The organism is Stieleria bergensis, from assembly GCA_007745635.1.
GTDB lineage: Bacteria > Planctomycetota > Planctomycetia > Pirellulales > Pirellulaceae > Stieleria > Stieleria bergensis.
In genome coordinates this window covers 957,342-981,218 of the sequence record CP036272.1, presented here as the reverse complement: position 1 = coordinate 981,218, position 23,877 = coordinate 957,342, and the positions used below count along the sequence as shown (strand labels likewise).

Here is a 23,877-nt window from a genome sequence, read left to right as displayed (position 1 = left end):
TTTCTCGCACCACTGTGATTCTCATGAACGTCATCGCCACTGACAATCACCAACGGATAAATCCGACCCAACTGGCAGTCCGCGTGGCCATGACCGGCCTGATGTTGCTGTCCACCCTAAGCGTTGCCTGCGCACAGTCGGTCATCTTGCCTGCACCACGACTGCTGACCCTGACACCGATGGGCGGAACGGCAGGGACGGAACTGGAAGTAGTGATCAAAGGCGATTCACTGGACGGCGCAGAGCAACTGATTTTCTCGAATCCAGGCATCCAAGCGAAACCCAAGGTGGATGACAAAGGCAATCCCGTTGCCAATCACTACCTGGTCACGATTTCCGATGACTGCCCGGTGGGTGTCTATGACGCGCGTGTGATGGCGGCTCTCGGGATTTCGTCGGCTCGCGTTTTCAGTGTCAGCGACCAAGACGAAGTCACCCAAGCGAAGCCACCTACCACCGTCGACAATGCGATGCCAGTGCAAGTTGGCCAAATCATCAACGGTGTGCTGACCGCGCGAGCGATCAACCATTACAAGTTTACCGGCAAAGCGGGGCAGCGAATTGTCGTTGACTGCGCGGCCAAAGGCATTGACTCCAAGACTCAGCCCGTCATTGGCATTGCCGACGCCAGCGGCGGCGACCTGCAAGTCCAACGCACTGGCGGTGTGATTGATTACACCTTACCCGCGGACGGCGATTACCTGATTAAGGTTCACGACCTAACGTACAAGGGTGGCCAAGAGCACTTCTTTCGCTTGGCGATCAATCGACTTGCTGCAGACGCGGTGGTCCAGCGACTGCCCCGAATTCGCAGCGTGCAAAGCTTTTCCTGGCCGCCAGTGGGACTCGTTCACGCCGCCACCGCAAACGAACAAGAACCCAATGGCCCCAAGCAAACACCGCAGACCATTGCCCTGCCCTGCGACATCGCTGGTTCGTTCTATCCCGCCGCCGATGTGGATGTGTTCCAATTCGAAGCCAAACAAGATGAAACGTGGTGGATCGAAGTTGCCTCCGAACGGCTTGGACATCCCACCGATCCTTCGCTTGTCGTCCAGCGGATTGGGGACGATGGAACGCTAACGGATGTTGTGGAACTGAGCGACATCGCCTCGCCCGTCAAACGATCCAGCAACGGCTATTCCTATGATGGCCCGCCCTACAATGCAGGTTCGGCCGACATCCTGGGCTCCTTTACCATCCCTGCAGACGGGCATTACCAGATTCGCATGACGGACTCGTTTGGTGGCACTCGCAATGACCCAAGCAACCGCTACCGGATGGTGGTCCGAAAAGCACAGCCAGACTTTTCAATCGTTGGCTGGGCACTCCACATGGGACTGCGAAACGGTGATCGGAACGCCTTGAGCAAACCCATTGCCCTGCGTGGAGGCGCGCTGATCCCGATCGAAGTCGTCGCGGTACGGCGCGATGGGTTCGACGGCCCGATCGACCTGAAACTTGATTCGTTGCCTGAGGGAGTAACCGCGACGGGGCTAACGATCGGCAAAGGCAAAACACGCGGCATCCTGCTGATCGCTGCAGACGAAAACGCGCCGCGAGGTCTGGAGTTCACTCAGCTTTGGGGTAGCGCTGAAATCAATGGCGCGATCACTCGTCGCCAAGGCCACATGGCATCCATGAAGTGGCCTGTCCCCAATGCAGCATCTGAAATCCCCGACCCGCGCCTCCTGGACCAGTTTCCCATCAGCGTTGGAGGCGTCGAACAAGCTGGCCTGTCGATTGTCCCTGAAGTGGAAGGCGAATTGCAAGCCACAGTCGGCGACAAAGTGACCCTCCCATTAAAACTGATTCGACGTGGTGAATTCTCTGGAAGCAGCATGTCGCTGAAGACGTTTGGTAGTGGCTTTGAAAAAGCCGCCGCCATGGACTTCTCCTTGACCGACCCCAAAACTGACGTTGTGATCGATCTGGCCAAACTGAAAACGCCCGCTGGCAAGTACACGATTGCCTTCTATGGCGGAGCCGTCCAAAAATACGCCGCCGGTGGCTCGAAACCGAATGCCAAGACCAAGGACATCGTTGACATTTTTGTCTCTCAGCCGCTGACGATCAATGTCCAAGACAAAGAAGCCGCAGACAAGCTTGCCAACAAGACTCCCAGCAACTAGCTCCGCTGCAAACGCAACTTCCTTCAATCTTTACAGGACAAGTGTCATGAATCCTCACAACCAGACCGGCGACAAGATCGCACAGAAAGGTTCTCGGCGCAGCTTCATGCGGATGGGCTTGGCAGGCATGGGCAGCTTAAGCCTTCCCGGCTTGATGCGCTTGCGCGCCTCTGCTGCGGCAGTTGATGCCGAGACTCGTCCCGATGGGCGCACGGCAGTGATCATGGTTTGGAAACCCGGTGGTTGTTCGCACATCGACACCTACGATCCCAAGCCGCTGGCAACCAGTGAGTATCGCGGCCCATTTGGCACGATTGCCACCAAAGTTCCGGGAATGCAGTTCACCGAACTGCTGCCTCGTCAGGCTGCGATCGCTGACAAGTTCACCGTGCTTCGAGGCATGTACCAAAAGGCAGCCGGGCATCCTGCTGGATCAATGCAGTTGCTCTCCGGTGACAGCGACACTCGTGACAAACCCAAACCACGACTTCCCGACTGGATGTCGGTCGCCAATTACCTGCGAGCTCCGGATCGCGACCCCAACAATCCACTTCCTGCCTATGTCGGCGTGAATCCTCCGGCCACCTATAACGGGCCCGCTTACCTGGGCGATGCGTACTCGCCGTTCTCAGTCACTGGCGACCCTAACTCGCCCAAGTTCGTTGTTCCAAACATTGGCCTGACGGACCCCAAAGAAGTTGAACGCGTTCACCGCCGCGCCAGCTTGCGCCAAAAACTGGATCGACTGCAAAAAGCTTTTGAAGACCACGGTGAGATGGGAGCCTTGGATCAGTTTGAAGCTCAAGCCCTGACGCTGTTGACCAATTCCAAAACCAAAGAAGCGTTCGATCTCACTCAGGAAGACGACGCGACGCGAGACCGGTACGGGCGAAACTCATGGGGTCAACAATTGTTGCTGGCTCGTCGCTTGGTCGAAGCCGGCGTTGACATTTTGACAACCAGTTTGCGTGGTCCACTGTGCGGCCGCGTCAACAATTGGGACGACCACGCTGTGAACCATCACGTGTTCGATGCACTGCGATTCCGCGCCGAAGCCTATGACCAAGCAGTCTCTGCTCTGATCGAAGATCTGTTCCTCAGAGGCCTCGACAAGCGAGTGCTAGTCGTCGTGACCGGTGAATTTGGCCGCACACCAAAGATCAACTACCAGCCCAGTACCGGAGCAGGCAACGCCAGCGCTGCCGCGGGCACCAAACAACCGGGACGAGATCACTGGCCGCGAGCGTTTTCCAACATCTGGGCAGGCGGTGGCATCGAGAGCGGTCGCTTCATCGGCGGGACAGATAAGCGTGGCGAGGATGCAATTGATCGTCGCTGCGGACCAGGTGATTTCCTCTCCACGATCTATCACCACTTGGGAATCGATTCGTCCAAGATCTTGATCGAAGATTTTAATGGACGCCCCACCCCCATCGTCGATCACGGCAAACCCATTCCCGAACTGATCGGCACTGCTTAGCGAGAAACGCTTTAGAAAGCATTTGAAAGAGCCATTGCCACCTGCACACGCGGCGTCATGCCGCGTGCAAGGTTGATTATTCCGAGCCCTTGGGGACTACAGGCTCAGCTCGATGGTTTCGCCACCATCGACGCTTCCCAACGCTCCCCAAACACCGTAGGGACTGGGGCGACCAGGAGCGGTGAACGATGAGCCATTGGCGATCGAAGGACGAGTCAAATCACCGGTCTCGATCGAGTCCGTGATGAAGCTGACCGAACCATCGCCCAACAGCACATGGGCACCACCGCTGTGATTACTGGCCATGGAATAAACTGCATCATTGCTGTCTGTATTACGCAAGCAGGAAGGCGAGTTGGGTGGCAAGACAGTGCAGACGCCGCTGCTATGCGGATGGGGATCAGCCCAACGTCGACCTCGGGGCCATAACCCCCCCGGTGCATAAATGCGTGGTAACTCAGGGTCGATATGCGGACCCGATTTACATTGGTCAGGAGTTGGAACCCACCAGGCATTTCCATCCAAGTGATAAACATAGCCACCAACATTTCGGGCCAGGTTAGAAACGAGGATCTCACCCATGATCACGGTGTTCGACAAGCCATCACGCACATCTCGAAAACCACGCACCATGCTGCGATGGTACATGCCGCGGGCAAATCCTGTGACACCGGTGTGATGCCCACGTGTTCCTGCCATCGGAGCCCGTGACACGCCTCGGATGACGTCACCATAACAGTTTGCATAGTTCAGCTGACCTTGACCGCCTAAACGAGTCGGATCACTTGGGCAGCGAAACATGGGGACCTGCGTCCGCCAAGCTTCAAAGTTGGGAGCATCGGTCCCCGTATTGTTCCCCATCGGAGGAATCCCAGCATTGACGTCGCCGTTTGAGACCTGCTCCCACAGCGGCTGCTGCTCGATAAACGGCAAGATCCCCACGGTATTCAGATTCAAGCGAAAACCATTGCCGTCGGTTCCATCCCAGCCGCCTGGGACCACCTTGTAAGTGCTTTCATAGTTGTGGATTCCAATCCCAATCTGCTTGAAGTTGTTACTACAACTCATTCGTCGTGCGGCTTCACGAGCTGCTTGGACGGCGGGCAATAACAAACCAACAAGAATCCCGATGATTGCAATAACAACCAATAATTCAACGAGCGTAAAGCCCGTTCGGGTCGCTGCACGCGACTGATTTGATGACATAAATCAAACTCATAAAAAGAGGAATTAGCCGGTAAGAGCTAAATCATTGAAAAAAGTAGAAACAGATCGAGCGATAACGCTGGATCGCTAAAAATCATTAGGCCACGCGTATACGGGCCGACAGAACTGCAACCGCTGCCGCGACTGGGCAATTCATTACCGTCTCACTCCGGTGGAGTGGGGTCGGCATTTTGCATTGCCTCGTATTGGGCCGGATCCGTTGCCGAGGCATCCAAGCTCGGATCAACTTCCACCGCTTGATCAAGAACAGCGCTCTGCTCCGAACCACACCCGACGACGGCAAAAACGAACAGCAAAGCAAATAATTTAATGAAACGATTCATAACAACCAAAACACTGAATAGAAAACAGGAGAAGGAACCGGGGCAGAGGACATGATCCGCCCATGGACAATCAATCGGCCGGCAATCTTCGTTCAATTCATTGAACACGCAGGCAAAACTTAGGTTCCTCACGATCGACTGAATCCAGCCGAAAACTGGGACACCCTTAAGAAAAGCAATACGTCTCGTTATAACATCGGGAGTTAATGGGGCAATACCGCCACCAAGAATCCGCTAAGGCTAGACGACATATTTTACTTCGAGAAACGAAAAGGGGTCGGCATCCCGCCAAAAGCAACGCACTTTAGAGGAACAGTTAGCACACCCCCCGGCCAAACGTCAATAACCCGACCACCCCACCCCCGGCAGGGACTGCAGTCAACTCGCCCCCTGAAAAAAGGGACGCAAAAGTGCCATGCAAGGCGCACGATGAGCTCAGCAATTGAATGAGCCCAGCAAACCGAGAGCGATGGCAGACGGTGGCCTGGGAGGCCACGCAGAGAGAGGAGGCGTGGAGACGAGCCGCCTCGGCCATGACGCAGAGAGATGACCGGTGAAGCGAAGATGCTTTCGCTCCACTGGCCGCTACTGGATCGCTCGCTACTGGATCGCTCGCTACTGGGGCATCCATCATGACTCCCCAACGCAGCGAGCAAAACGCAGCGAGCAAGCGGGCAGACGGCGCTACGAATGACAAACTGATGGAATCGATTGCATCTCTGGGCATCAACCTGCTGGCAATGGGCATCAATCATCCAGCGTTGGCCTGCAATGGCAATGATTGGCAACAGTCGCGGAACGAGACTGTGCCCGGCGATGCAACGCCGCTGATCAGCCCTCAGCGATATTCATGTAAACCTTCAAGGCACTTTTGTCTTCGATCAGCAGACGCATCATTTCGCCAAAATTTTCCAGCCCATCGACGGGATTGGTCAGGATACGCTGCAAGACACCGGGGAACATCATGTCCCCCAGAGCGAGATCGCGAATGCCGCTTTCAAAGTGAGTTCGGTTAGCGTTCACGCTACCAAGCAACAACTTGTTCCCCAGCACCCAATTCAAATTGACACTATCAGCGGGCACCTCCATGTGATGATCCCCGCCCGTAATGCTGGTCCAAACCACCACACCGTTATGGCCGACGTGATTCATGGCATCAAATGCCAACTTGCTGCTACCGGTGGCATCGACAATCAAGTCTGGCTTGCCGGTTTGTTTGACAAGTTCTTCGATGGGGGTCTGACGAGTACTGACGTACTTGGCTTCCATGCCTTCGACGATCTCTGCTTTCAGGTTAGGAGCCTCGCCACGCGCCAAGGTGTAAACCTGCAATCCTTTGAGCTTGAGAATCAAAGTGGTCAGCAAGCCAATTTGGCCTGAACCTTGGACGTACGCCAACTTCGGGCGCCAGACTTTCATGCGTTGCTGTGCTTCAAACGCTTGTTGCACCGCCTTGGCCGCGCAACTCATGGGTTCCATCAAGACATGCAAGTGCTTTAGCCCTTGAGGAATCCGCACGATGTACTCCTCTTCGTCAACAAACTTCTCGGTCATGAAGCCGTGACGCAGGTTGATCCCTCGCTCGTAGTAGGTTTCCTCGCTGGTCATGTCGTTGGTGCCAATGATGTCATAGATGGAACCACCGGGCCGACGCACGGTCGCGGTCACGTAGTCGCCAGGTTTGACTCGCGTGACATTCGGACCAACCGCTTCAACAACCCCAAATGACTCATGCCCCATGACCAGGTAGTCGTCTCCTTCGGGAGCGTTACCGTACAGGGCCTCGTTGATTTCCCGATCGGTTGCATCAACACCAACCTTCAACGTCTTAACCAACACTCCGTCGCCAGCTGGAACAGCATCCAGGCTGGGTTCTGGGATGTCTCTCAGGTGAGCACTATTAGGAGTACCTGGGGTAACGGCGACGGCTTTCATATCAACTTGCTACTACAAGGGGGGTAAATCGGATGACAAAAGCTGGCCAAGTCGTGCCTCGGGTACCCAGAATCACACCATGGCTCAGCGATCCGCGTCAGATACTAGCATCCCAATCGACCGACGGTCAGGGGGGGCTTTGAAGGCGAAACGACATGGATTGAAGACATTTTTCGCGGCAGGCAAGCATTAAAAACAGGCTGTGAATCTGGCCGCATGATGGGTGAGCAGAATGCGCTCATCCGCCCACACCTCCGCAAAACAGGCGTTTATCGGCGACCTGCACGCCCTTATGGAGATCCCCCAAAAAAACGCCCGCCATTTTTCACAATGCCAGTTGTCAAAAATAGGTGCGGCGGTAACAGTAGTTTGTGACGTCACGACACTCCCGTGGCGGCTTAACGGAATTTTTGCACCTGCGATCCCCGAACCGCCCAGTACCGTGATCAACCAACCCCCTGCAACCACTGACACAAGCGTTCGCGATGTCGATCGCGATTTGCTGGTGGCAATGCGTGACGGGCAGACTGCGGGAATCGGCGAATTGACGCAACGTCTGCAGGTCACTGCGACCGCCATTCGCCAACGAATCGAACGTCTGCTCGAAGCCAGATTGATCGATCGAGAAAAGTCAGTCGCTGGTCGCGGCCGCCCGACTTACCACTACTGCATCAACGATGCGGGGCGGCAGGTCATCGGCGCTGACCCCTCGGACTTGGTTCAGGCGATGTGGGAAGAGATCCTTGCGATTGAAGACCCACAACTCCGTGACCTAATGCTGCAGCGTGTCGCCGAGCGTCTTGGGCGCGAGTACGCCGCACAGCTCGATGATGAAGCACCGCTGGACGAGCGCATGCAACGTTTGTCGGCTCTGCTGGCTTCACGTCGCGTCTCCAGTGATGTGATCTCCTCTGGCGAACTTCCCGTGCTGGACATCGGAACCTGTCCGTTTCCGACGCTGGCCGATGGGACCAACGATCACAGCATGTGCCGACTCGAAGAAAAAGTGCTCTCAGAAGCTCTCGGGGAACAGTTGCAGTTAAGCCAGTGCCGTCTGGACGGTGATGCCTGCTGCCAGTTTTCACCGGCAGAGCAAACAGCGAGCACCGATCAACCTCAAGCGACCAAGCAACCTGCTTCATCAAACCACACGGCCACTGGCAGCCACCATGCCAATGGCAAAGTCGGCTAACCGCCGACGACCTCCAACCCACTTGATTCATTTAACGTTTAAGAATTTAGCGAAACCATGACTCACGTTTTAAAGATTGAAAACCTTCACGTTTCCGTTGGTGACAAACCGATTCTTCGCGGCGTCAACCTGACGATCAACCACGGCGAGACTCACGCACTGATGGGGCCTAACGGAAGCGGCAAAAGCACGCTCGGCTTGGCAATCATGGGTCACCCGGGCTACGAAATCACCGAGGGATCCATTTCACTTGATGGCGAAGACGTCTTGGAAATGGAAGTCAATGAACGAGCACGGGCGGGCATCTTCATGGCCTTCCAACGGCCGATGGCGATTCCCGGCGTCAAGATGGCTGACTTCCTGCGTCACGCTTCAACCAACGTGCGACGCCCCGATCGCAAAGAAGGCGAAGACTTGATTCCAATGCGAGAGTTCCGCAAAGAGCTCAAAGACAAAATGTCTCACTTGCAAATGGATGTCGAGTTCGCTCGCCGCTATGTCAACGATGGCTTCTCCGGTGGCGAGATGAAGCGAGCAGAGATCTTGCAACTGGCAATGCTGCAGCCAAAGTTCGCGATCCTTGACGAAACAGACTCCGGCCTGGACGCTGACGCGGTTCGCTTGGCTAGCGAATCCATCGCCGATATCGGTCATCAGAAAATGGGCCTGCTGATCATCACTCACCACGACAAACTGCTTGAGCACAATCCACCAGAGTTTACCCACGTCATGTTGGGCGGCCGATTGGTCGAGACCGGTGGCAAGGAACTCGCTGAGGAACTGCATCAACACGGTTACGAGCGCATCCGAAACGCCTACCCAGACGCCGAAGCTGCGAACCAAGAGATGTTGGCTGAAGAAGCACTCGCTTAAACGCTTTTCAATGCTCGGCCGATCGCAATCGATCGGCCTGGCGCTGGCTCACCTGCAGCCCGCAACCGATCAAACGTCAGTCAATGCACGCTCGTTGACTTCATCTGTTTCTTCCATCCGACTGATGTAAATAAAGCCATGTCAACTGACACACCTGTCAAGGCAGACGAAACTGCCAAGCCAGAAATTGGTGAAATCAACAAGTACAACTTCCGCACGGAAACCACCGGCGTTTTCAAAGCCAAAAAGGGCCTGAATCGGGAGATCGTTCATCAGATTAGCGATATCAAGAACGAGCCCGATTGGATGCGTGAGTTCCGCTTGCGCTCGCTGGATATCTTCGAGTCCAAGCCCATGCCGAAATGGGGCGGAGACATCGATATCGATTTCCAAGACATCTTCTATTACTTGAAGCCGACCGAACAACAGGAACGCACCTGGGACGACGTGCCTCAAGAGATCAAGGACACCTTTGACAAGCTGGGCATTCCCGAAGCCGAGAAAAAGTTTCTCGCTGGCGTGAAAGCACAGTTCGAAAGCGAAGTCGTCTACGGGTCGCTGGAAGAAGACTTGGCCAAGCAGGGCGTTATCTTCACCGACACGGACACCGCCGTACGCGAACACCCTGAATTGTTGCGCGAATACTTCGGCAAAATCATCCCTCCAGAAGACAACAAGTTTGCCGCTCTAAACAGCGCAGTCTGGTCGGGCGGTTCGTTCATCTATGTGCCCAAAGGGGTGTCAATCGAATTCCCGCTGCAAGCCTATTTCCGCATCAACGCGGAAAGCATGGGGCAATTTGAACGCACTCTGATTTTGGTCGACGAAGGCGCCAGCGTGCACTACGTCGAAGGCTGTACCGCACCGATGTACACCACCGAAAGTCTGCACAGCGCTGTGGTCGAAGTCGTTGCCAAGCGAAATGCTCGCTGCCGCTACACCACGATCCAGAACTGGGCCAACAACATCTATAACTTGGTGACCAAACGTGCCTGGGCTTACAGGGACGCAACCATGGAATGGGTCGACGGCAACCTGGGCAGCAAGCTGACCATGAAGTACCCCGCGGTCCACATGAAGGAACCCGGTGCTCGTGGTGAGATCCTTTCGATCGCCTTTTCCAGCGCCGGCCAGCACCAAGATGCAGGTGCCAAACTGGTCCACGAAGCTCCCGATACCACGGGACAGATCATCAGCAAAAGCATCAGCAAGAACGGCGGACGCAGCAGCTATCGCGGCTTAGTCGCTGTCCAACCCGGTGCCACCAACAGCAAGAACAACGTGGTCTGTGACGCCTTGATCCTGGATCCTGAAAGTCGCAGCGATACCTACCCTTACATCGAGATCAGCGAGCAAGATGTGCAGATCGGGCACGAAGCAAGCGTCTCTCGAATCGGCGAAGAGCAAATGTTCTACCTGATGTCGCGCGGACTCAGTGAGCAAGAAGCCAGCACGATGATCGTGAACGGCTTCATCGAGCCACTGGTGAAAGAACTGCCGATGGAATACGCCATCGAAATGAACCGCCTGATTCAACTGCAAATGGAAGGCAGCGTGGGCTGATGCCCGCTGCTGCTCCTCTGCACATCAAATCAAACCATTTCACTGATCACTCAATCAAAATGACCTCCACAACTTTGCCAGCTTTTGATGCCACAGGCTTTGACGCGCTGACCGCAGGCGTCAGTGAACCTGATTGGCTAAAGCAACTTCGCCGCGAAGCGTTCGAACACGCCAATGCAATGCAGTGGCCCGAACGACGCAGCGAGGAATGGATTCGTACCGATATCCGGACGTTCCAACTGTCTAAATTCCATGCCCCTGTGGCTCTGGAAACCAAACCTGAAACGGACACCATCCACCAATTGGTAGACGGAGTCGATTTGGGTGGCCGCATCGAAACCATCGACAGTCAAATCACTCAGTGCGAACTGAGCGACGAACTGGCCGCTAAAGGCGTTGTCTTCTGCTCGCTTTCCGATGCTGCCAAGTCGCATAGCGAACTGGTTCGAGAGCATTTGTTTTCGACATTCGATCCCGATCATGATCGCTTTGCAGCCTTGCATACAGCGTTCGAAAAAGGTGGCCAGTTCCTGTATGTCCCCAAAAATGTTGTCGTTGAACAACCACTGCACATCGGATCAATCCTGACCGACGGCGGCAGCGACACCACGCACACCTTGATCGTGATCGAGGAAGGTGCTCAGGCCACGGTGCTGCACGAATACAACAGCGTCGACAGCAAAGCCGCTGGGCTACATCTCGGTGGCGTTGAACTGATCCAGAAAGCAAATTCTCACTTGCGTTACGTCAGCCTCCAGGAATGGGGACACAAGACATACCATTTCGCACAGCAGAAAGCTCTGGTTGGTCGTGATGCCACCCTGCAGTGGACCATCGCGGCGATGGGTTCACAACTGTCCAAGGTCAACCAGTCGGTCGACTTGATCGGCAAGCGTGCTGAATGCCAGGTCAATGGCGTGATGTTCACCGAAGCCCGCCAACATCTCGCGTATCACACCCAGCAGTACCACCGCGCACCGGACTGTCGCAGTGACTTCCTTTACAAGTCTGCACAACAAGATCAAAGCCGCTCCGTCTGGCGTGGGATGATCAAAGTCGATCCAGGTGCACAGAAGACCGACGGCTATCAACGCAACGATAACCTCGTGCTGTCAGAGGCGGCTCGCGCGGATTCTATTCCAGGCCTGGAAATCGAAGCCGACGACGTTCGCTGCACTCACGGTAGCACGACTGCAAAAGTCGATGAAGAACAAATCTTCTACGCTCGCTGCCGAGGCTTCACACGCAAAGAAGCCACGCGGATGATCGTGATTGGGTTCTTCCAGCAAATCTTCGATCGAATCAGTATCGAAAGTGTTCGCGACGCGCTGGGCGATGCCATTGCCCGCCAAGTGCGCGAGTACGATTGATTTACCCTGTCGTTGGATCCTGAAGATGTGCGTTTCGGCGCGCATCGCTGCACGCCCCCGCATCAAACCATGCATGCAAGGGGATGGAATGACTCGATCCGACTCCATTCAACCGCAGGGGTGATGTTGACGGCCCGAGACTGCCGTATAATGACAGCCTCTTGTCCGCTCTTAATTGATCTCCTGCTGGTGCTTACTGAAGTTGTGTGGCGAAACGGTCGCAACACAAATGGACCACCAGAGTGATGCACGACCCGATGTCGTGATGCCTCTTTCTTAGGAACAAGTCGCATGCTTGCTGAAGACAAAGTTCGCGAATCGCTGAAACAAGTCATTGACCCCGAACTGTTCGTCAACATCGTTGATCTTGGCTTAATTTATGTTGTCAGCGTTGGCGAAGAAAAAGAAGATGGTCGCCACGACGTGAATATTGAAATGACGATGACCAGCCCCATGTGCCCTGCTGGCCCGCAGCTGGTTTCCGGTTGTAAAAACGCCGCAGAAGAGCTGGAAGAAGTGGATACCTGCGAAGTCAAAGTTGTCATGGATCCACCCTGGTCTCCCGACTGCATGACGGATGACGCACGCGATCACCTGGGAATTTTCTAACCACCTTGTTTTGCAATCTGAACGATCAGATTGTCTGATCGTTGGAGGATGACGTTGAAAGTTTTTATCGGTGAATATGTTTGCGGCGGCGGCTTTGCCGACACGCCCATCAATGAACTTCCGGTTAGCTTGCGCCGAGAAGGCGAAGCGATGTTGCGTGCTCTGGCACATGACGTTTCGGAGTTTGCCGAGACTGTGGTCGTCCTCGATGAGCGATTCGAACTTCAGTGCGACAAATGCCACAAGCACCCCTTCGAAGCGGGCAAACCCGTCTGGGCTCAGTGGTTGCAGGCTGCGCAGCAATGTGACTATGCCTTGATCATTGCCCCCGAGATTGATGGCACGCTGGCCAAAGGCGTCTCGGTTTTGCGCAGCAGAGGCATTGATGTCGTGGCAAGTAGCGGTGACTTTCTGCGGGTCGCCAGCGACAAACTGCAGACGGCCCAACTGTTTCACGCCGCCGGAGTGCCTCATCCCGCCTATCTGTCGACCGACGACAATCGCTTGCTGGACGAATTGCAGGACCTGCCGAAGTATGTCGTCAAGCCACGTGATGGCTGCGGCACGACGGAGATCGCGACGTTCAGCGATTTTGCATCCGCACACAGTGCTCTAACACCTACGGACATTCTGCAAGGCTGGGTGCCGGGGCGCAGCATTTCAGTGTCCCTGATTAGCACTGGCAACACGCAGGTCTTTCTGCCCGCAGTTTCTCAATCGATCAATGACAACAGCTGCCAATACACTGGCGGTTGCGGACCACTGGACGATGATGCTCAGCGTCGCGCCGCTGCGTTGGCTGCCCGAGCCATTGCGGCGATGCCACCAACACCTCGTGGATTTGTGGGACTGGACCTCATCCTGGGTGATCAGCCTAGCGATGACTGTGTGATTGAGATCAACGCTCGACTGACCACGTCTTATGTCGGCCTGCGGGAAATGATCAAAGGCAACTTGGCCGCTCGGTTGTTTGACTTAGAATCAGGCCCCGTCAGTTGCAAGTATGGCGAAGACTCCGTTCGCTGGACATCTGATGGCTGCGTGTCGATTGACAAGGTCGCCAAAGCTGGCTGATCGCAACCATCCACCCAAATCTAAAAGCAACCCGCATGACCTTACCGGTCCTTGGCGTCGATCTCGGCGGCGCCAATCTGAAGTATGTCTCGCTAGAGGGACGGGCACACTGCACTGCGTTTCCAATGTGGACGGACTATCAACGTCTTGCGTCACAGTTGCAACTGGACCTTCAAGAGCACTATCCAGGCCGGCATCAAGTCGCTGCGACGATGACGGGCGAGCTAGCGGATTGCTTTGTCGATCGACAACAGGGTGTCGATCACATCGCCCAGGCACTGGTCTCGGCCTGTAAAGCACTGCACTGGCCCGCCCCTGCGTTCTATCATGTCGATGGGACATTCCATGACGAGGCAGAGACACGAGCGCATTGCGACCGAGCAGCAGCATCAAACTGGCACGGCTTGGCAAACTTTGTTGCCAAAGTCAGCCGCTGGGATGCCGTTGAGTGCTTGAGCGACCTGATGCAGCAACTCACCGCAGCGCCAACCTCGGCTCACTCCACTGCTCTGCTGATTGACATCGGATCAACAACCAGCGATTTGATTCCGCTCAAAAACGGTGACATTGCCAGCAGCAGTGCGACCGATTTCGATCGCCTAAAAGAACGCTCATTGGTGTACCTGGGCTGCCAACGCACCGCAGTGTGCTCGCTGATTGAACAACTGCCATTCGCAGGCACCATGGTTCCCGTCATGCGAGAACTATTTGCAACCATGGATGACGTTAGGCTGCTGACTGGCCATCAAGCAGAGAACAATCATGATTTCGATTCCGCCGATGGAAAAGCCCGCGGTCGTCTCGAAGCTGCCAATCGGATGGCAAGAATGATTGGCTTGGACCATCGCAACGTTTCGATGCAAGATGCCGAATCCATGGCGCATCACATTCATCAACAGGCCCAGTCGGTGCTTACGGCTGCGATCGACACATTGATTGCCAACGAACAGACCACTGAGAATGCCATTTGGTTAATCAGTGGACATGGCATGGACCTGCTATCCGAAGCCCGATCAAAGCACTCCGGCACACGGATGGTTTCTCTGCAAGATATCTTGGGACCGGAGGTTTCTCGCTCCGCGCCCGCCTTCGCCATCGCAGCGCTCTACCAGCACTCGCTTTAGTCGCCACTGATGATCCTGATGTCGGCATCAGGATGATTGTTGCGATTGACCAGATAAAACTCAAAGGCTGCGGAAGAAGATTTGAATTCGTAAGTGGTCTTGGTGGATGACGCCGACAGATCGAACTTTCGCGGCAGCAGACCTTCCAGCAGCACATACTGCAGGGCGACCATCATCCCGGCGCCGAGGATCACCATTGCTTTATCCGTTGCCTCCCAGTGAGGAATCAAGAGTGACACACCCCAGATGACAACGGCGATGGTAGCCCAAGCCACTAAAGATCGCCCCCAACGCTGCAGAAAGAACCGGCCACGACATCGCTTGCACACCGGCACTTTGATGCGACTCCACCCAGAGAACATCAACACTGGCAGCAACAACACCAGAAAAGAGCTTCGTGAATGCACGTACAGCTCCGCGCAGCTGTCCGGTTTACAGGAACAAACCACACAGCAATCGGGAAACTCCGGTTGCACATCGTTAGGCAAGGACACGTCAGTCGAAAGCAACATCTCGACGTTCTCCAAATCTGCCGGTGAGTGAATTCACGGTGACTACATGGTCGGCGGTGAATCAAGGGCGCCTCGCTGGCAAGTAATGCCTTGCAAGCTTCGACTGGTCAGCAAGAACGCGCCATTTTCCTTCTGCGTTCGATGCTCTGCGGTCCAGTCGATGGTCGCGGTTCGCATTGCGGCAAACAAACACAAACCTCTGTCCCAATAGGGGCGAGCGAGAATCCTAAAGTCACTCCAGCCCTCGTCAATCCCGCAATAAAATAATCAACATCTGCACGTTGCCTGAACGCCACGCAGGTTGCCTTGAGGATGCAAGCACAGCACTTTCCTGGGTGATTGGGCTTGAAAAACAGAGCCCAGAGAAAGCCCGCTCACCACGCTGACGTCTCCGCGCCACGCAGGTGAACGCCCAGAGACCGATAGTGACAACAGATGGATTGCCAGAACGCTTGGCCAGACCGGCTAACGATCAGAGGCGTCCTGTGGTGAAATCTCAACCACGACGCCTTTGAATGCCGGGGTCTTACTTTTGGGGTCAGCCTGTCTGGCAACCAGAACATTGGCCTCTGGGTAATACATCAATGCGTTCCCGCTACGAATCGAATCGTATGCTCGAGCATGAATTCGCTCCAGAGCCCCAGTTTCGCTAGTGACCGTCACCAACTGGTCATGCTCTAACCCCAAACGCTCCAGGTCATCGGGATGCATGAGGATGATCTCTCGTCGATCTTGATTGCGATACAAATCCTCTTCTTCGTAGACAACCGTATTGAATTGCCCCTCACTGCGCACCGTCATCAAACGCAGTTGATTATTGCTGGTGCCTTTCAAGCTTGGTAGTTGATGGCAATGCATGACGCCCTTGCCGTCTTCGGTACCAAATTTTGGCTCATGAAAGGTGCGTCCTTCAATTTGGAATTCTTCTTTGGTGGATTCAATGTCAGCGATCTTGCCGTAACCTGGCACAACTTTGGAAATCCATTTGCGAATGGTCGACGGTTTCTCCAAATCCTCCCAATCGATTCCGTTGACGTTGGGCAACAAACGCTTGCCGATGTCGGCAATCACCGAGACCTCGCTACGCGGCCCTGGCAAACGTCTTGGCCCACCGTCGCTGAGTCGGACGAAGTTGAACATCGATTCCTGCGTCGTCGGCTCTGGCTCTTCATCTCTTGCCAACACGGGCAGAATGATCGTTTCCTTGGCCAGTCCGAAGGCATGCCCAGTGTTCATCGTGGTATTGATCATCACGTTCATTTCGAGATTCGACAACGCTTGATCAGCAAAGGTCGAATCGGGGTTGGAACCATAAAGATTTCCCCCCAGACAGACACCGACTTTGATTTCGCCGCAATTAGCAGACTCCATGCAGGCCAACGTGTCTTTCCCCGTCGTCGTTGGCAGCTCCACATCAAAGTTCTGTTTTAATGCATCGAAAATCTGCTGCTTCAGCTTCGGCGTCACACCCACAGACCCAATGCCTTGCACATTGCTATGGCCGCGAATTGGCATGAGGCCGCAACCCGGTCGCCCCACCATGCCTCGGGCAAATGCCAAGTTAGCGATCGCTTGCACGTTATCAACGCCATGAGCGTGGTGCGTGATCCCCATCGTCCAGGAGAACACGCAACGTTTGCTTTCTGCATACACCCTAGCGATCGATTCGATTTCACTTCTGGCAACACCCGACTTGGTTTCAATCTCTTGCCAACTGAAAGCCTCCACCGCAGCCAGCCACTGCTCGGATCCCTTGGTGAACTGCTTTAAGAAATCACAATCCGTGTCGCCTGTTTCGACGATCGATTTGGCGATGCCCCAAAGCAAAGCTAAATCGCCACCGATATGCGGCTGCACATAGTGACTGGCGATCTTTGTGCCGAACATCAATGACATGGGATCGCTGGGAATCCGGAACTTGACCAGCCCGGTTTCCTTGACAGGATTGATCACAATCACTTTGCCGCCGCTGCGCCGGACGCGCATCAGACTGGTCATGATGCGCGGGTGGTTACTGGCCGGATTCCCTCCGATCAGGAATACAGTGTCTGCCTTTTCGAGGTCGTCCAAGACGATCGTCGCCGTGCCACTGCCGATGCTCGATTGCAGACCAACACCACTGGCTTGATGACAGTAATAGCTACAATTGTTGACGTTGTTCGTTCCATAAACCCGCGCTAACAACTGCAACAAGAAACCGGCTTCATTGCTACTGCGACCGCTGAAGTACCAAAACGATTCGTCAGGTTTGACCGCCCCAAGCTTACTTGCGATGGACTCAAAAGCCTCTTGCCATGTGATCACTTCATAGTGAGTCTCACCGCGCCGATAACGCACGGGGTGAATGATGCGGCCAAGGTTTTCAAGTTCACGAGGTGACAGTCGCTGCAGTGCTTCGACGCTGTTCTGTTTCCAAAAGTTTGGATCAATCCCTGGCTGCATATCAGCAACCATCGCTTGCATGCTTTTCTTACAGACTTCAAAGGCATGTCCTTGCTCATTGACCATGCCGCCCTTCTGCCCACCCATTCCGACCGCACAGGTCTTGCAGGTGTTGCGAGTTCGCATGGCACGAAAAAGCTTCCAAACACCACCCGCTTCACGCCCTTTCTTGAAGGTGTAAAGAATCGCTCGAAAGCCACCACCACTCTTGACTACCACTGCTTCATTTCCCGTTGCAACTAGGATGCTCTAATCCCCACATATTACCAACGAAAGCGGCGTCCTGGGAGTAAAGGCAGGAAACTTTCCAGAGTGACGTTGAGACCGATCGTGGAACCATCCCACCGGTTCAAGAGCAATGCTCGCGCCGCCCAACGCATGACGGCTCACCCGTTCGTTTGCTTGGCCGTTTGCTTGGGCGCCCGTTTGAAGATCGGCCATCGCAATCGATGCCCCCCTCTCAGAGATCGCTTCGGCCTCCCCAATGCCGGCGACACCAAGTGCTTGCATGCATTCATGGACGACTGGTTCTAGATGAATGAGCAGCCATTGGCTTGACTGGCAAACGAATCCATTCCCAAGCGGACGATGGGAGAACAGCGGACTTTCTGGACGCTCTGGAACGACAGCCGCCTCAATGCCGACAAGCGGTCCAAAATGACTGTAGCGGGGCTGATCGAAATGTCGATAAAGAGCTATCTTTTGACGCAATGATTGCGACATGACCGATATCCAAGGCGTTTACGTGGGGAGCATGCGATGCCACTTCGCAAACTGTGGAACTCATTTCGCGGGGAAAAAGCCCCCCTCGACCAAGCCGCCCCAGAACCACAATCGCCCCCCAAGTCCACAAGCTCTTCAGCAAGTGATGGACTTCAACCGCAGCCAGTGGCTCTCAAAGCACCGGCAAAACGGTCGACATCGAAACGCAAATCACTTTCCCGTGACGACCAACGGTGGCTTGACCGGTTAGTCAAGGCCGAACCACACTCCATTCTGGAAATCGGGATTCACGATCGTTCCCTGGACATCCTGGATCAGCTCACTCGCCCCGGCCACAGCACACCGATTCGTTACATCGCGGTAGACGAATTCGAAATGGGCGATAGCCAGGTGACGCTTCGTGAGTACCACCAACAACTGCGTGAGTTTCCAGCCAAAGCGCATTTAGTGCCCATGCCCGTTCAACAAGGCTTGCAACGAGTACTGACCACCTACGGGCAGATGGATCTGGTGTTTTGGAATCATCAAGAAGCTCCCAACCAAACGCAGCTACAACTGCTGTCGCGACTTGCGAAGCCAAAGACGTTGCTGCTCACTCGCACCAATGATCGCTGGGAAGATTCGCTAAGCCAAGCCATGCTGGATCCCGTGAAGCGAGCCGCTTAGGCTTGGCGGATTCCATCCGAATCGGGCTTTCAGAGAGATGAGCAGACTGCTCCGTCCCATTTATTGATTAACAATTGGGCCAGATGCATCGAAGCGATGTCCGTTTGAAAGCTGACGAACCTTTCGACCGCAGAGTGGCGTCTCAACTGGGAAGGTTTTCGCGGCGAGTGCTTTTAAGCGTTGATCGTGAGACTGACCACAAGCCGGTTGTCACGTGCTGGAATTCTCTGTCCACATGAAACCAGAATCAATCGATCCGGTGACGTGCGAGGCAGCTGAACGCCAACTGCAACGATCGTTCACTCTCTCATTGCAAAAACCGGCCCAACAGGCTGGGAAAACTGCTGACTCTGGCGAAACGGTGGGCCTTAGGCATCGCAGAGGGTTTCTTCCTGGACTGTTCTTCCGCTGAATTGATGAATTTGCTATGTCCCAATCATGGCTGCAGATTCTCCATCTATCGACACCCTTGACTCGACCGGCGCCGCTGGCAACAAGCTGGCGGGCATGCAATGGGTTCGTGCGTTCGCTGCGTTAGCGGTGGTCCTGCTACATGCCTCTGCACCCTATGCGCAGCACGCTATGCCGGGGTTGGTTTGGTCAGCACGGCAACATGAATCGGCCTTGGCAGATTGGGTCATGTGGCCGATTGAGCTCATGATCATGCCGCTGTTTTTGATCATTGCGGGATACTTTGCCTATCGCTCTGCGAAAAAACAGAGTGGCTGGGGACTGGTGACGAGCCGTGCGAAGCGGTTACTGATTCCCTTTGCTGTCGCTGGAACGGTGTTGCTAACGATCAATCTATATGTTTGGACCATCGGTCTGGTGCATGACGGGATTGTCTCACCGAGAAAGCTCAAGAGCTTTAAATTCGACGATGAACTTGCTGGTCAGATCTGGGGTACGGGACATTTGTGGTTTCTGCTTTATGTTTTTCTTTACGTTGCGTTGTTAGCTGCGGCGAAGGCATTCATACAGCGCCGCCCGCAGGCGTCTTGGTCCGATCGAGCTAGGCTGGGTCAACGTTTGAAACGGATGCTGATTTGCCTGCCGGTTGCAGCTGTGATCTGCCTTGCAGTGGCGCCGGAGGTGGTTTGGGGGTTTCAGCACTCACCGTTTCCAGTTCCCAGCAAGTGGATTTATAGCGGGCTATTTTTTGCGGCGGGCTTAGCCTTGGCTCACCTGGATCCAGGGCTTGAGCATTTGAAACGTCGCGGCAATCGACTCACTGGTCTAGCATTGGCGGTGATTCCGGGAACGATCTTGCTGGGTCTTTGGCGATTGGATGCCGTCAGTGAACGATCGTCGCTGGTGATTTTGTTAGCCCTTTCAACGCTGACCGTTGCCAGCGCAGCCTTGATCTCATTTGGCGTGATTGGCTCGGCGGCGCGCTATGCTCGTTCGATTCCCAAGAGCATCAATTACTTGGCGGGTGGATCGTTTTGCCTGTATTTGGTGCATCATCCGATTTTGGGGCTGATTCACTTAGACCTTGAACTGGTTTGGCCTGCGGGTTCAGCGAGTACCAAACTGGCCATTTCCTTCGTCGCTGCGGTCGGAATCAGCATCTTGATTTATGAAGCTGCGATCCGAAAAACCAGCTTCGGGCGGTGGCTACGTCTCGGTCAGCCGCATATAGCGACGTCAAAGACAGCAACGTCAAAGACAGCGTCTGCACCGACGATTCTAAAAGTCGCAGAACCTGAGGTTCCTTTTGGCAAGCCAGAGAGTCGTGGCGAAATAGCGAGCCAAAAGCGTGCCGCGTAGCAGCGGTTTGCAATTAGAAACGCCGGCAAAATCCTCGCGACCCAAATAATCCACAAACCTTGCCAGGTTTTACTCACCCGCAAGGTGGTCAACTGTCGACCAAGACCAGTGAGTAAACGCGCTGCGATGGAGCAATCCGATTCGCAGTTGCCCCCAGCAGGCCACGACAGTTAGTTGCAAACATGAAGTTTCACGTTGAGAACGAACCCATCCGAGACGTAGAGCAAGCCCGTGCATCGCGACCGAACGGGTCCATGACAACGCTTTGCCTGTGCTTTGGCTTTGTTGCGATCGCTTTGAATGCAGTCCAAGTTTCGGCGCAAAACCCTTTGCGGCAGCGAACCCCTGATCGCGGCAGCTACCGGGTGAATCATCAAGAACACCAAGTAGCGGAATCGCTCGATTCAACTGGGACAGCACCTGGCCTGATCGAAAGGGTGTCAGAACCCGTGGTCAAGCTCGTCGACCATCAGGTGGAGATTAATTCAGCGACCCTCACTCAGGCGCCTCTTGATTCGTCGCAGCCTCCTTTGCCGATGCCACTGACGGATCCCAACCATGTTGCATCGCCAAGCGATTCTGCGGCTCCTGCGTCCGTTGTTTCCTCACAACCTACCGCGTCGCAACACACTTTGGGCTGTGGCTGCACCAAGTGCAAGAACACTCAATACTTCACGCCTGAGATAGTGATTGCCGATCCGAGCTATGATAACTCTTGTGATTCCTTTGGTTGTGATTCAGGTGGCTGTGACAGCATGGGTTGCAATGGATGTTGGCGATGCTTCGTCCAGCCCAAGAAGTTTTTCTGGTCGGCTGAGTTGATGTTGTACTTCCGCAAAGGTTCCCGGCTACCGCCTTTGGTGTCGACGGGAGCACTCGATGATGCGAACACGACGATCCTTCTAGGCAATGAGCATTGGTTCCGGGAAGCGCAGGCGGGTGCCAGAATCACGCTAGGAACGTGGCTAGACAACTGCAAGGATCGGCATGTCGTTGGTCGCTTTTGGTTCTCTGGAGACGTTTCCAATGGTTTTAGTCTCAACAGCGGACAGCAGGCATTGATTGCCCGACCGTTCTTCAACGTCACCGATGGGGAAACGCCAGCTCAAGACACATTGATTGTCAGTGAGACTGGATTGGCCACGGGTGACATCACGGTGATTGGTGACAGTCGCGTATTCGGTGGGGACATATCGTTCCGACAATTGACCTACAATCAAATTGGCACCGTCGACTGGCTTTATGGTTATCAGTTCATGCGATTGGACCAGTCGTTGCATCTCAACAATCGATCGATCTCCTTGGACTCATCCTTTGCGGATGTTGGAGCGGTCCTGGAAACCACGGACTCGTTTGGCGTTGAGAACGAATTCCACGGCGCTCAGTTTGGTGCAGTCACAAACTACCGCCAAGATCATTGGTCGTTATCCACGATGTTCAAAATTGCGTTTGGCGCGGTCACGCGTCGGGCGAACCTTCGAGGTGAGACGTTCATCAGCAATGGGGGTGTCAATGTCACCGATCCCAACGGATTGCTCGTTCGCTCGACCAATGCAGGCCAGCACAGCGACACAACTTTTGGTGTTGTTCCGGAACTTAGTCTTTCGGTAGGTTGGCATCGATTCCCTGCGGTTGACGTCACCTTTGGATATGACCTAGTTGTCATGACGGATGCCCTGGATGTCTCGGGAGCGATCGATCCCGGCTTGGCAAGTAATTTGGCAGATCCGGCAGTCGGATCACAGAGTCCAGCGTTTAGCTTCCGATCGGACACGTATTACTTGCAAAGCATTCACTTTGGTTTGGCTTACATTTACTGATTGGTAACGATGGCAACTGGAAAGCAATACAAAGGCTGTCAGCGTTACATCGACATGTGGGCACTGCCTGGCGTGCATCCCAGCAACATTGAACTCTTGCAAAAGCTGAAAACGGCTGACACCAATCACTTCACGACGCACATGGATTGCGTGGGCACCGTCAGCACGTTGGATTCAAAAACCGAGCAGTGGGAAGAGTCTCACATGGTCGGATTGCGAACCGATGTTTGGAAACCGGACGCCGAGGAACTGCACAGTTCCATTCGTTCACTTAAAGACAAGCGGCGTCGCGAGATCAAGCAGTCAATTAAGGGATCGGGGCGTCTTTCGGAGCAGCAGAAGCAGCGGCTAGAGGAAGACCTTTCGGAAGATGAGATCATGCAGATGCAATCTTCCGATTTGTTATCCCGACGATTGGTCATGAAGTTATTTCGGACGACCGGAGATCGCATGAGTTGGGTCGGGACGATTGAGGAGGTCACGACTACTGAAGTGCACAACTCGATGGGGACCAAGAAATCGCTTTTGACGATGGCTGTGATGCTGACGCGGATGCAGCAGGTCAGTTACATCCAGCAGAATCATCGCACCTTTCGAATCCCATCATTATTCAGTTTTTGCTTTCATGATTCGCAGCGGATGTGGAACGTGCTGTTGCGTCGGCATTGGGTCTCGATTGGAGCGGACTTTGATGTTGAAGCGGATGGCGAAGCGATTGGGGAAGTCGACGGCAAGCTATTCACGTTTGGCAGCGACAGTCATTTGGTGATTGATCCTCATCCGTTATCAGAACAAACGCGTTTTGTTGACTTAATGACCTTGTTTGCGGCATCGGTTGGCTATCATCGTGCGATGCGACGCAGCGTTGAGGCGCGGGTACAAGCGACGCTTGATGGACAATGGCAGCGCAACATGATTGAAGACGAAGAACTTCGCCTTCGCCACAACGGCCGCGCCGCAGCCTAGCACCCATCCCCACGGGGACAGTCCCAGTTCCTCAAGATCGCTTTTCTTCACTCCGGGGACAGTCCCAGGTGCGAAA

At 54.6% G+C, this 23,877-nt stretch carries 19 protein-coding genes; 14 read left to right on the top strand and 5 right to left on the bottom strand.

The window, feature by feature from the left end; genetic code table 11:
• The first annotated feature begins 23 nt into the window (after window positions 1–23).
• A complete protein-coding gene (locus SV7mr_RS03170) occupies window positions 24–2,132 on the top strand; it encodes a PPC domain-containing protein (RefSeq protein WP_419188030.1) in 2,109 nt (702 codons plus the stop codon).
• A gap of 46 nt (window positions 2,133–2,178) precedes the next feature.
• On the top strand, window positions 2,179–3,612 hold the full coding sequence (locus SV7mr_RS03165) for a DUF1501 domain-containing protein (protein WP_419188029.1): 1,434 nt from the start codon (window positions 2,179–2,181) through the stop codon (window positions 3,610–3,612).
• A gap of 96 nt (window positions 3,613–3,708) precedes the next feature.
• Here the strand turns inward: SV7mr_RS03165 and SV7mr_RS03160 are convergent, their stop codons facing one another.
• The gene (locus SV7mr_RS03160) at window positions 3,709–4,818 is read right to left on the bottom strand and encodes a DUF1559 domain-containing protein (RefSeq protein ID WP_145269146.1); all 1,110 of its coding nucleotides are present in this window, start codon (window positions 4,816–4,818) and stop codon (window positions 3,709–3,711) included.
• A gap of 164 nt (window positions 4,819–4,982) precedes the next feature.
• Window positions 4,983–5,270, bottom strand: a complete 288-nt coding sequence (locus SV7mr_RS03155; RefSeq protein ID WP_145269144.1) for a hypothetical protein — start codon at window positions 5,268–5,270, stop codon at window positions 4,983–4,985.
• Window positions 5,271–5,715: 445 nt separating this feature from the next.
• Between SV7mr_RS03155 and SV7mr_RS25035 the strand changes: the two genes are divergently transcribed.
• The gene (locus SV7mr_RS25035; RefSeq protein WP_419188028.1) at window positions 5,716–5,856 is read left to right on the top strand and encodes a hypothetical protein; all 141 of its coding nucleotides are present in this window, start codon (window positions 5,716–5,718) and stop codon (window positions 5,854–5,856) included.
• Between the two features lie 137 nt (window positions 5,857–5,993).
• On the opposite strand, the gene SV7mr_RS03150 is transcribed toward SV7mr_RS25035, so the two are convergent.
• Window positions 5,994–7,097: a glucose 1-dehydrogenase gene (locus tag SV7mr_RS03150; RefSeq protein WP_145269142.1), complete on the bottom strand. Its 1,104-nt coding sequence runs from the start codon at window positions 7,095–7,097 to the stop codon at window positions 5,994–5,996.
• A gap of 442 nt (window positions 7,098–7,539) precedes the next feature.
• Between SV7mr_RS03150 and SV7mr_RS03145 the strand changes: the two genes are divergently transcribed.
• The 7 genes from SV7mr_RS03145 (at window position 7,540) to SV7mr_RS03115 (ending at window position 14,902) form a co-directional block, all read left to right on the top strand.
• Complete coding sequence (locus SV7mr_RS03145; RefSeq protein ID WP_419188027.1) at window positions 7,540–8,289, top strand: helix-turn-helix transcriptional regulator; 750 nt, start codon at window positions 7,540–7,542, stop codon at window positions 8,287–8,289.
• Between the two features lie 57 nt (window positions 8,290–8,346).
• Window positions 8,347–9,162, top strand: coding sequence for a Fe-S cluster assembly ATPase SufC (gene sufC / locus SV7mr_RS03140; protein ID WP_145269140.1), 816 nt, complete (start codon window positions 8,347–8,349; stop codon window positions 9,160–9,162).
• A gap of 138 nt (window positions 9,163–9,300) precedes the next feature.
• Window positions 9,301–10,725, top strand: coding sequence for a Fe-S cluster assembly protein SufB (sufB, locus tag SV7mr_RS03135; protein WP_145269138.1), 1,425 nt, complete (start codon window positions 9,301–9,303; stop codon window positions 10,723–10,725).
• Window positions 10,726–10,784: 59 nt separating this feature from the next.
• Window positions 10,785–12,095, top strand: a complete 1,311-nt coding sequence (sufD, locus tag SV7mr_RS03130; RefSeq protein ID WP_145269136.1) for a Fe-S cluster assembly protein SufD — start codon at window positions 10,785–10,787, stop codon at window positions 12,093–12,095.
• A gap of 291 nt (window positions 12,096–12,386) precedes the next feature.
• Window positions 12,387–12,704 (top strand): metal-sulfur cluster assembly factor, encoded by a 318-nt coding sequence (locus SV7mr_RS03125; RefSeq protein WP_145269134.1) that lies wholly within the window; start codon window positions 12,387–12,389, stop codon window positions 12,702–12,704.
• A gap of 48 nt (window positions 12,705–12,752) precedes the next feature.
• Window positions 12,753–13,778 (top strand): ATP-grasp domain-containing protein, encoded by a 1,026-nt coding sequence (locus SV7mr_RS03120; protein ID WP_145269132.1) that lies wholly within the window; start codon window positions 12,753–12,755, stop codon window positions 13,776–13,778.
• 35 nt (window positions 13,779–13,813) lie between these two features.
• A complete protein-coding gene (locus SV7mr_RS03115; protein ID WP_145269129.1) occupies window positions 13,814–14,902 on the top strand; it encodes a hydantoinase/oxoprolinase family protein in 1,089 nt (362 codons plus the stop codon).
• On the opposite strand, the gene SV7mr_RS03110 is transcribed toward SV7mr_RS03115, so the two are convergent.
• Together SV7mr_RS03110 and SV7mr_RS03105 are read right to left on the bottom strand one after the other, a co-directional pair.
• Window positions 14,899–15,414, bottom strand: a complete 516-nt coding sequence (locus SV7mr_RS03110; RefSeq protein WP_145269126.1) for a hypothetical protein — start codon at window positions 15,412–15,414, stop codon at window positions 14,899–14,901. The genes SV7mr_RS03115 and SV7mr_RS03110 overlap by 4 nt on opposite strands.
• A 465-nt stretch (window positions 15,415–15,879) precedes the next feature.
• The gene (locus SV7mr_RS03105; protein WP_145269124.1) at window positions 15,880–18,075 is read right to left on the bottom strand and encodes an FdhF/YdeP family oxidoreductase; all 2,196 of its coding nucleotides are present in this window, start codon (window positions 18,073–18,075) and stop codon (window positions 15,880–15,882) included.
• 540 nt (window positions 18,076–18,615) lie between these two features.
• On the opposite strand from SV7mr_RS03105, the gene SV7mr_RS03100 reads away from it, so the two are divergent.
• The 4 genes from SV7mr_RS03100 to SV7mr_RS03085 all read left to right on the top strand — a co-directional run bounded on the left by SV7mr_RS03100 (window position 18,616) and on the right by SV7mr_RS03085 (window position 23,801).
• Window positions 18,616–19,245 carry a hypothetical protein gene (locus tag SV7mr_RS03100; protein ID WP_145269122.1) on the top strand — a complete coding sequence of 210 codons (630 nt, stop codon included), beginning with the start codon at window positions 18,616–18,618 and terminating at the stop codon, window positions 19,243–19,245.
• Window positions 19,246–19,683: 438 nt separating this feature from the next.
• Window positions 19,684–21,015, top strand: coding sequence for an acyltransferase family protein (locus tag SV7mr_RS03095; RefSeq protein ID WP_145269120.1), 1,332 nt, complete (start codon window positions 19,684–19,686; stop codon window positions 21,013–21,015).
• Window positions 21,016–21,197: 182 nt separating this feature from the next.
• Window positions 21,198–22,835: a BBP7 family outer membrane beta-barrel protein gene (locus SV7mr_RS03090; protein WP_145269118.1), complete on the top strand. Its 1,638-nt coding sequence runs from the start codon at window positions 21,198–21,200 to the stop codon at window positions 22,833–22,835.
• Window positions 22,836–22,844: 9 nt separating this feature from the next.
• The gene (locus SV7mr_RS03085) at window positions 22,845–23,801 is read left to right on the top strand and encodes a hypothetical protein (RefSeq protein ID WP_145269116.1); all 957 of its coding nucleotides are present in this window, start codon (window positions 22,845–22,847) and stop codon (window positions 23,799–23,801) included.
• Window positions 23,802–23,877: the final 76 nt, after the last annotated feature.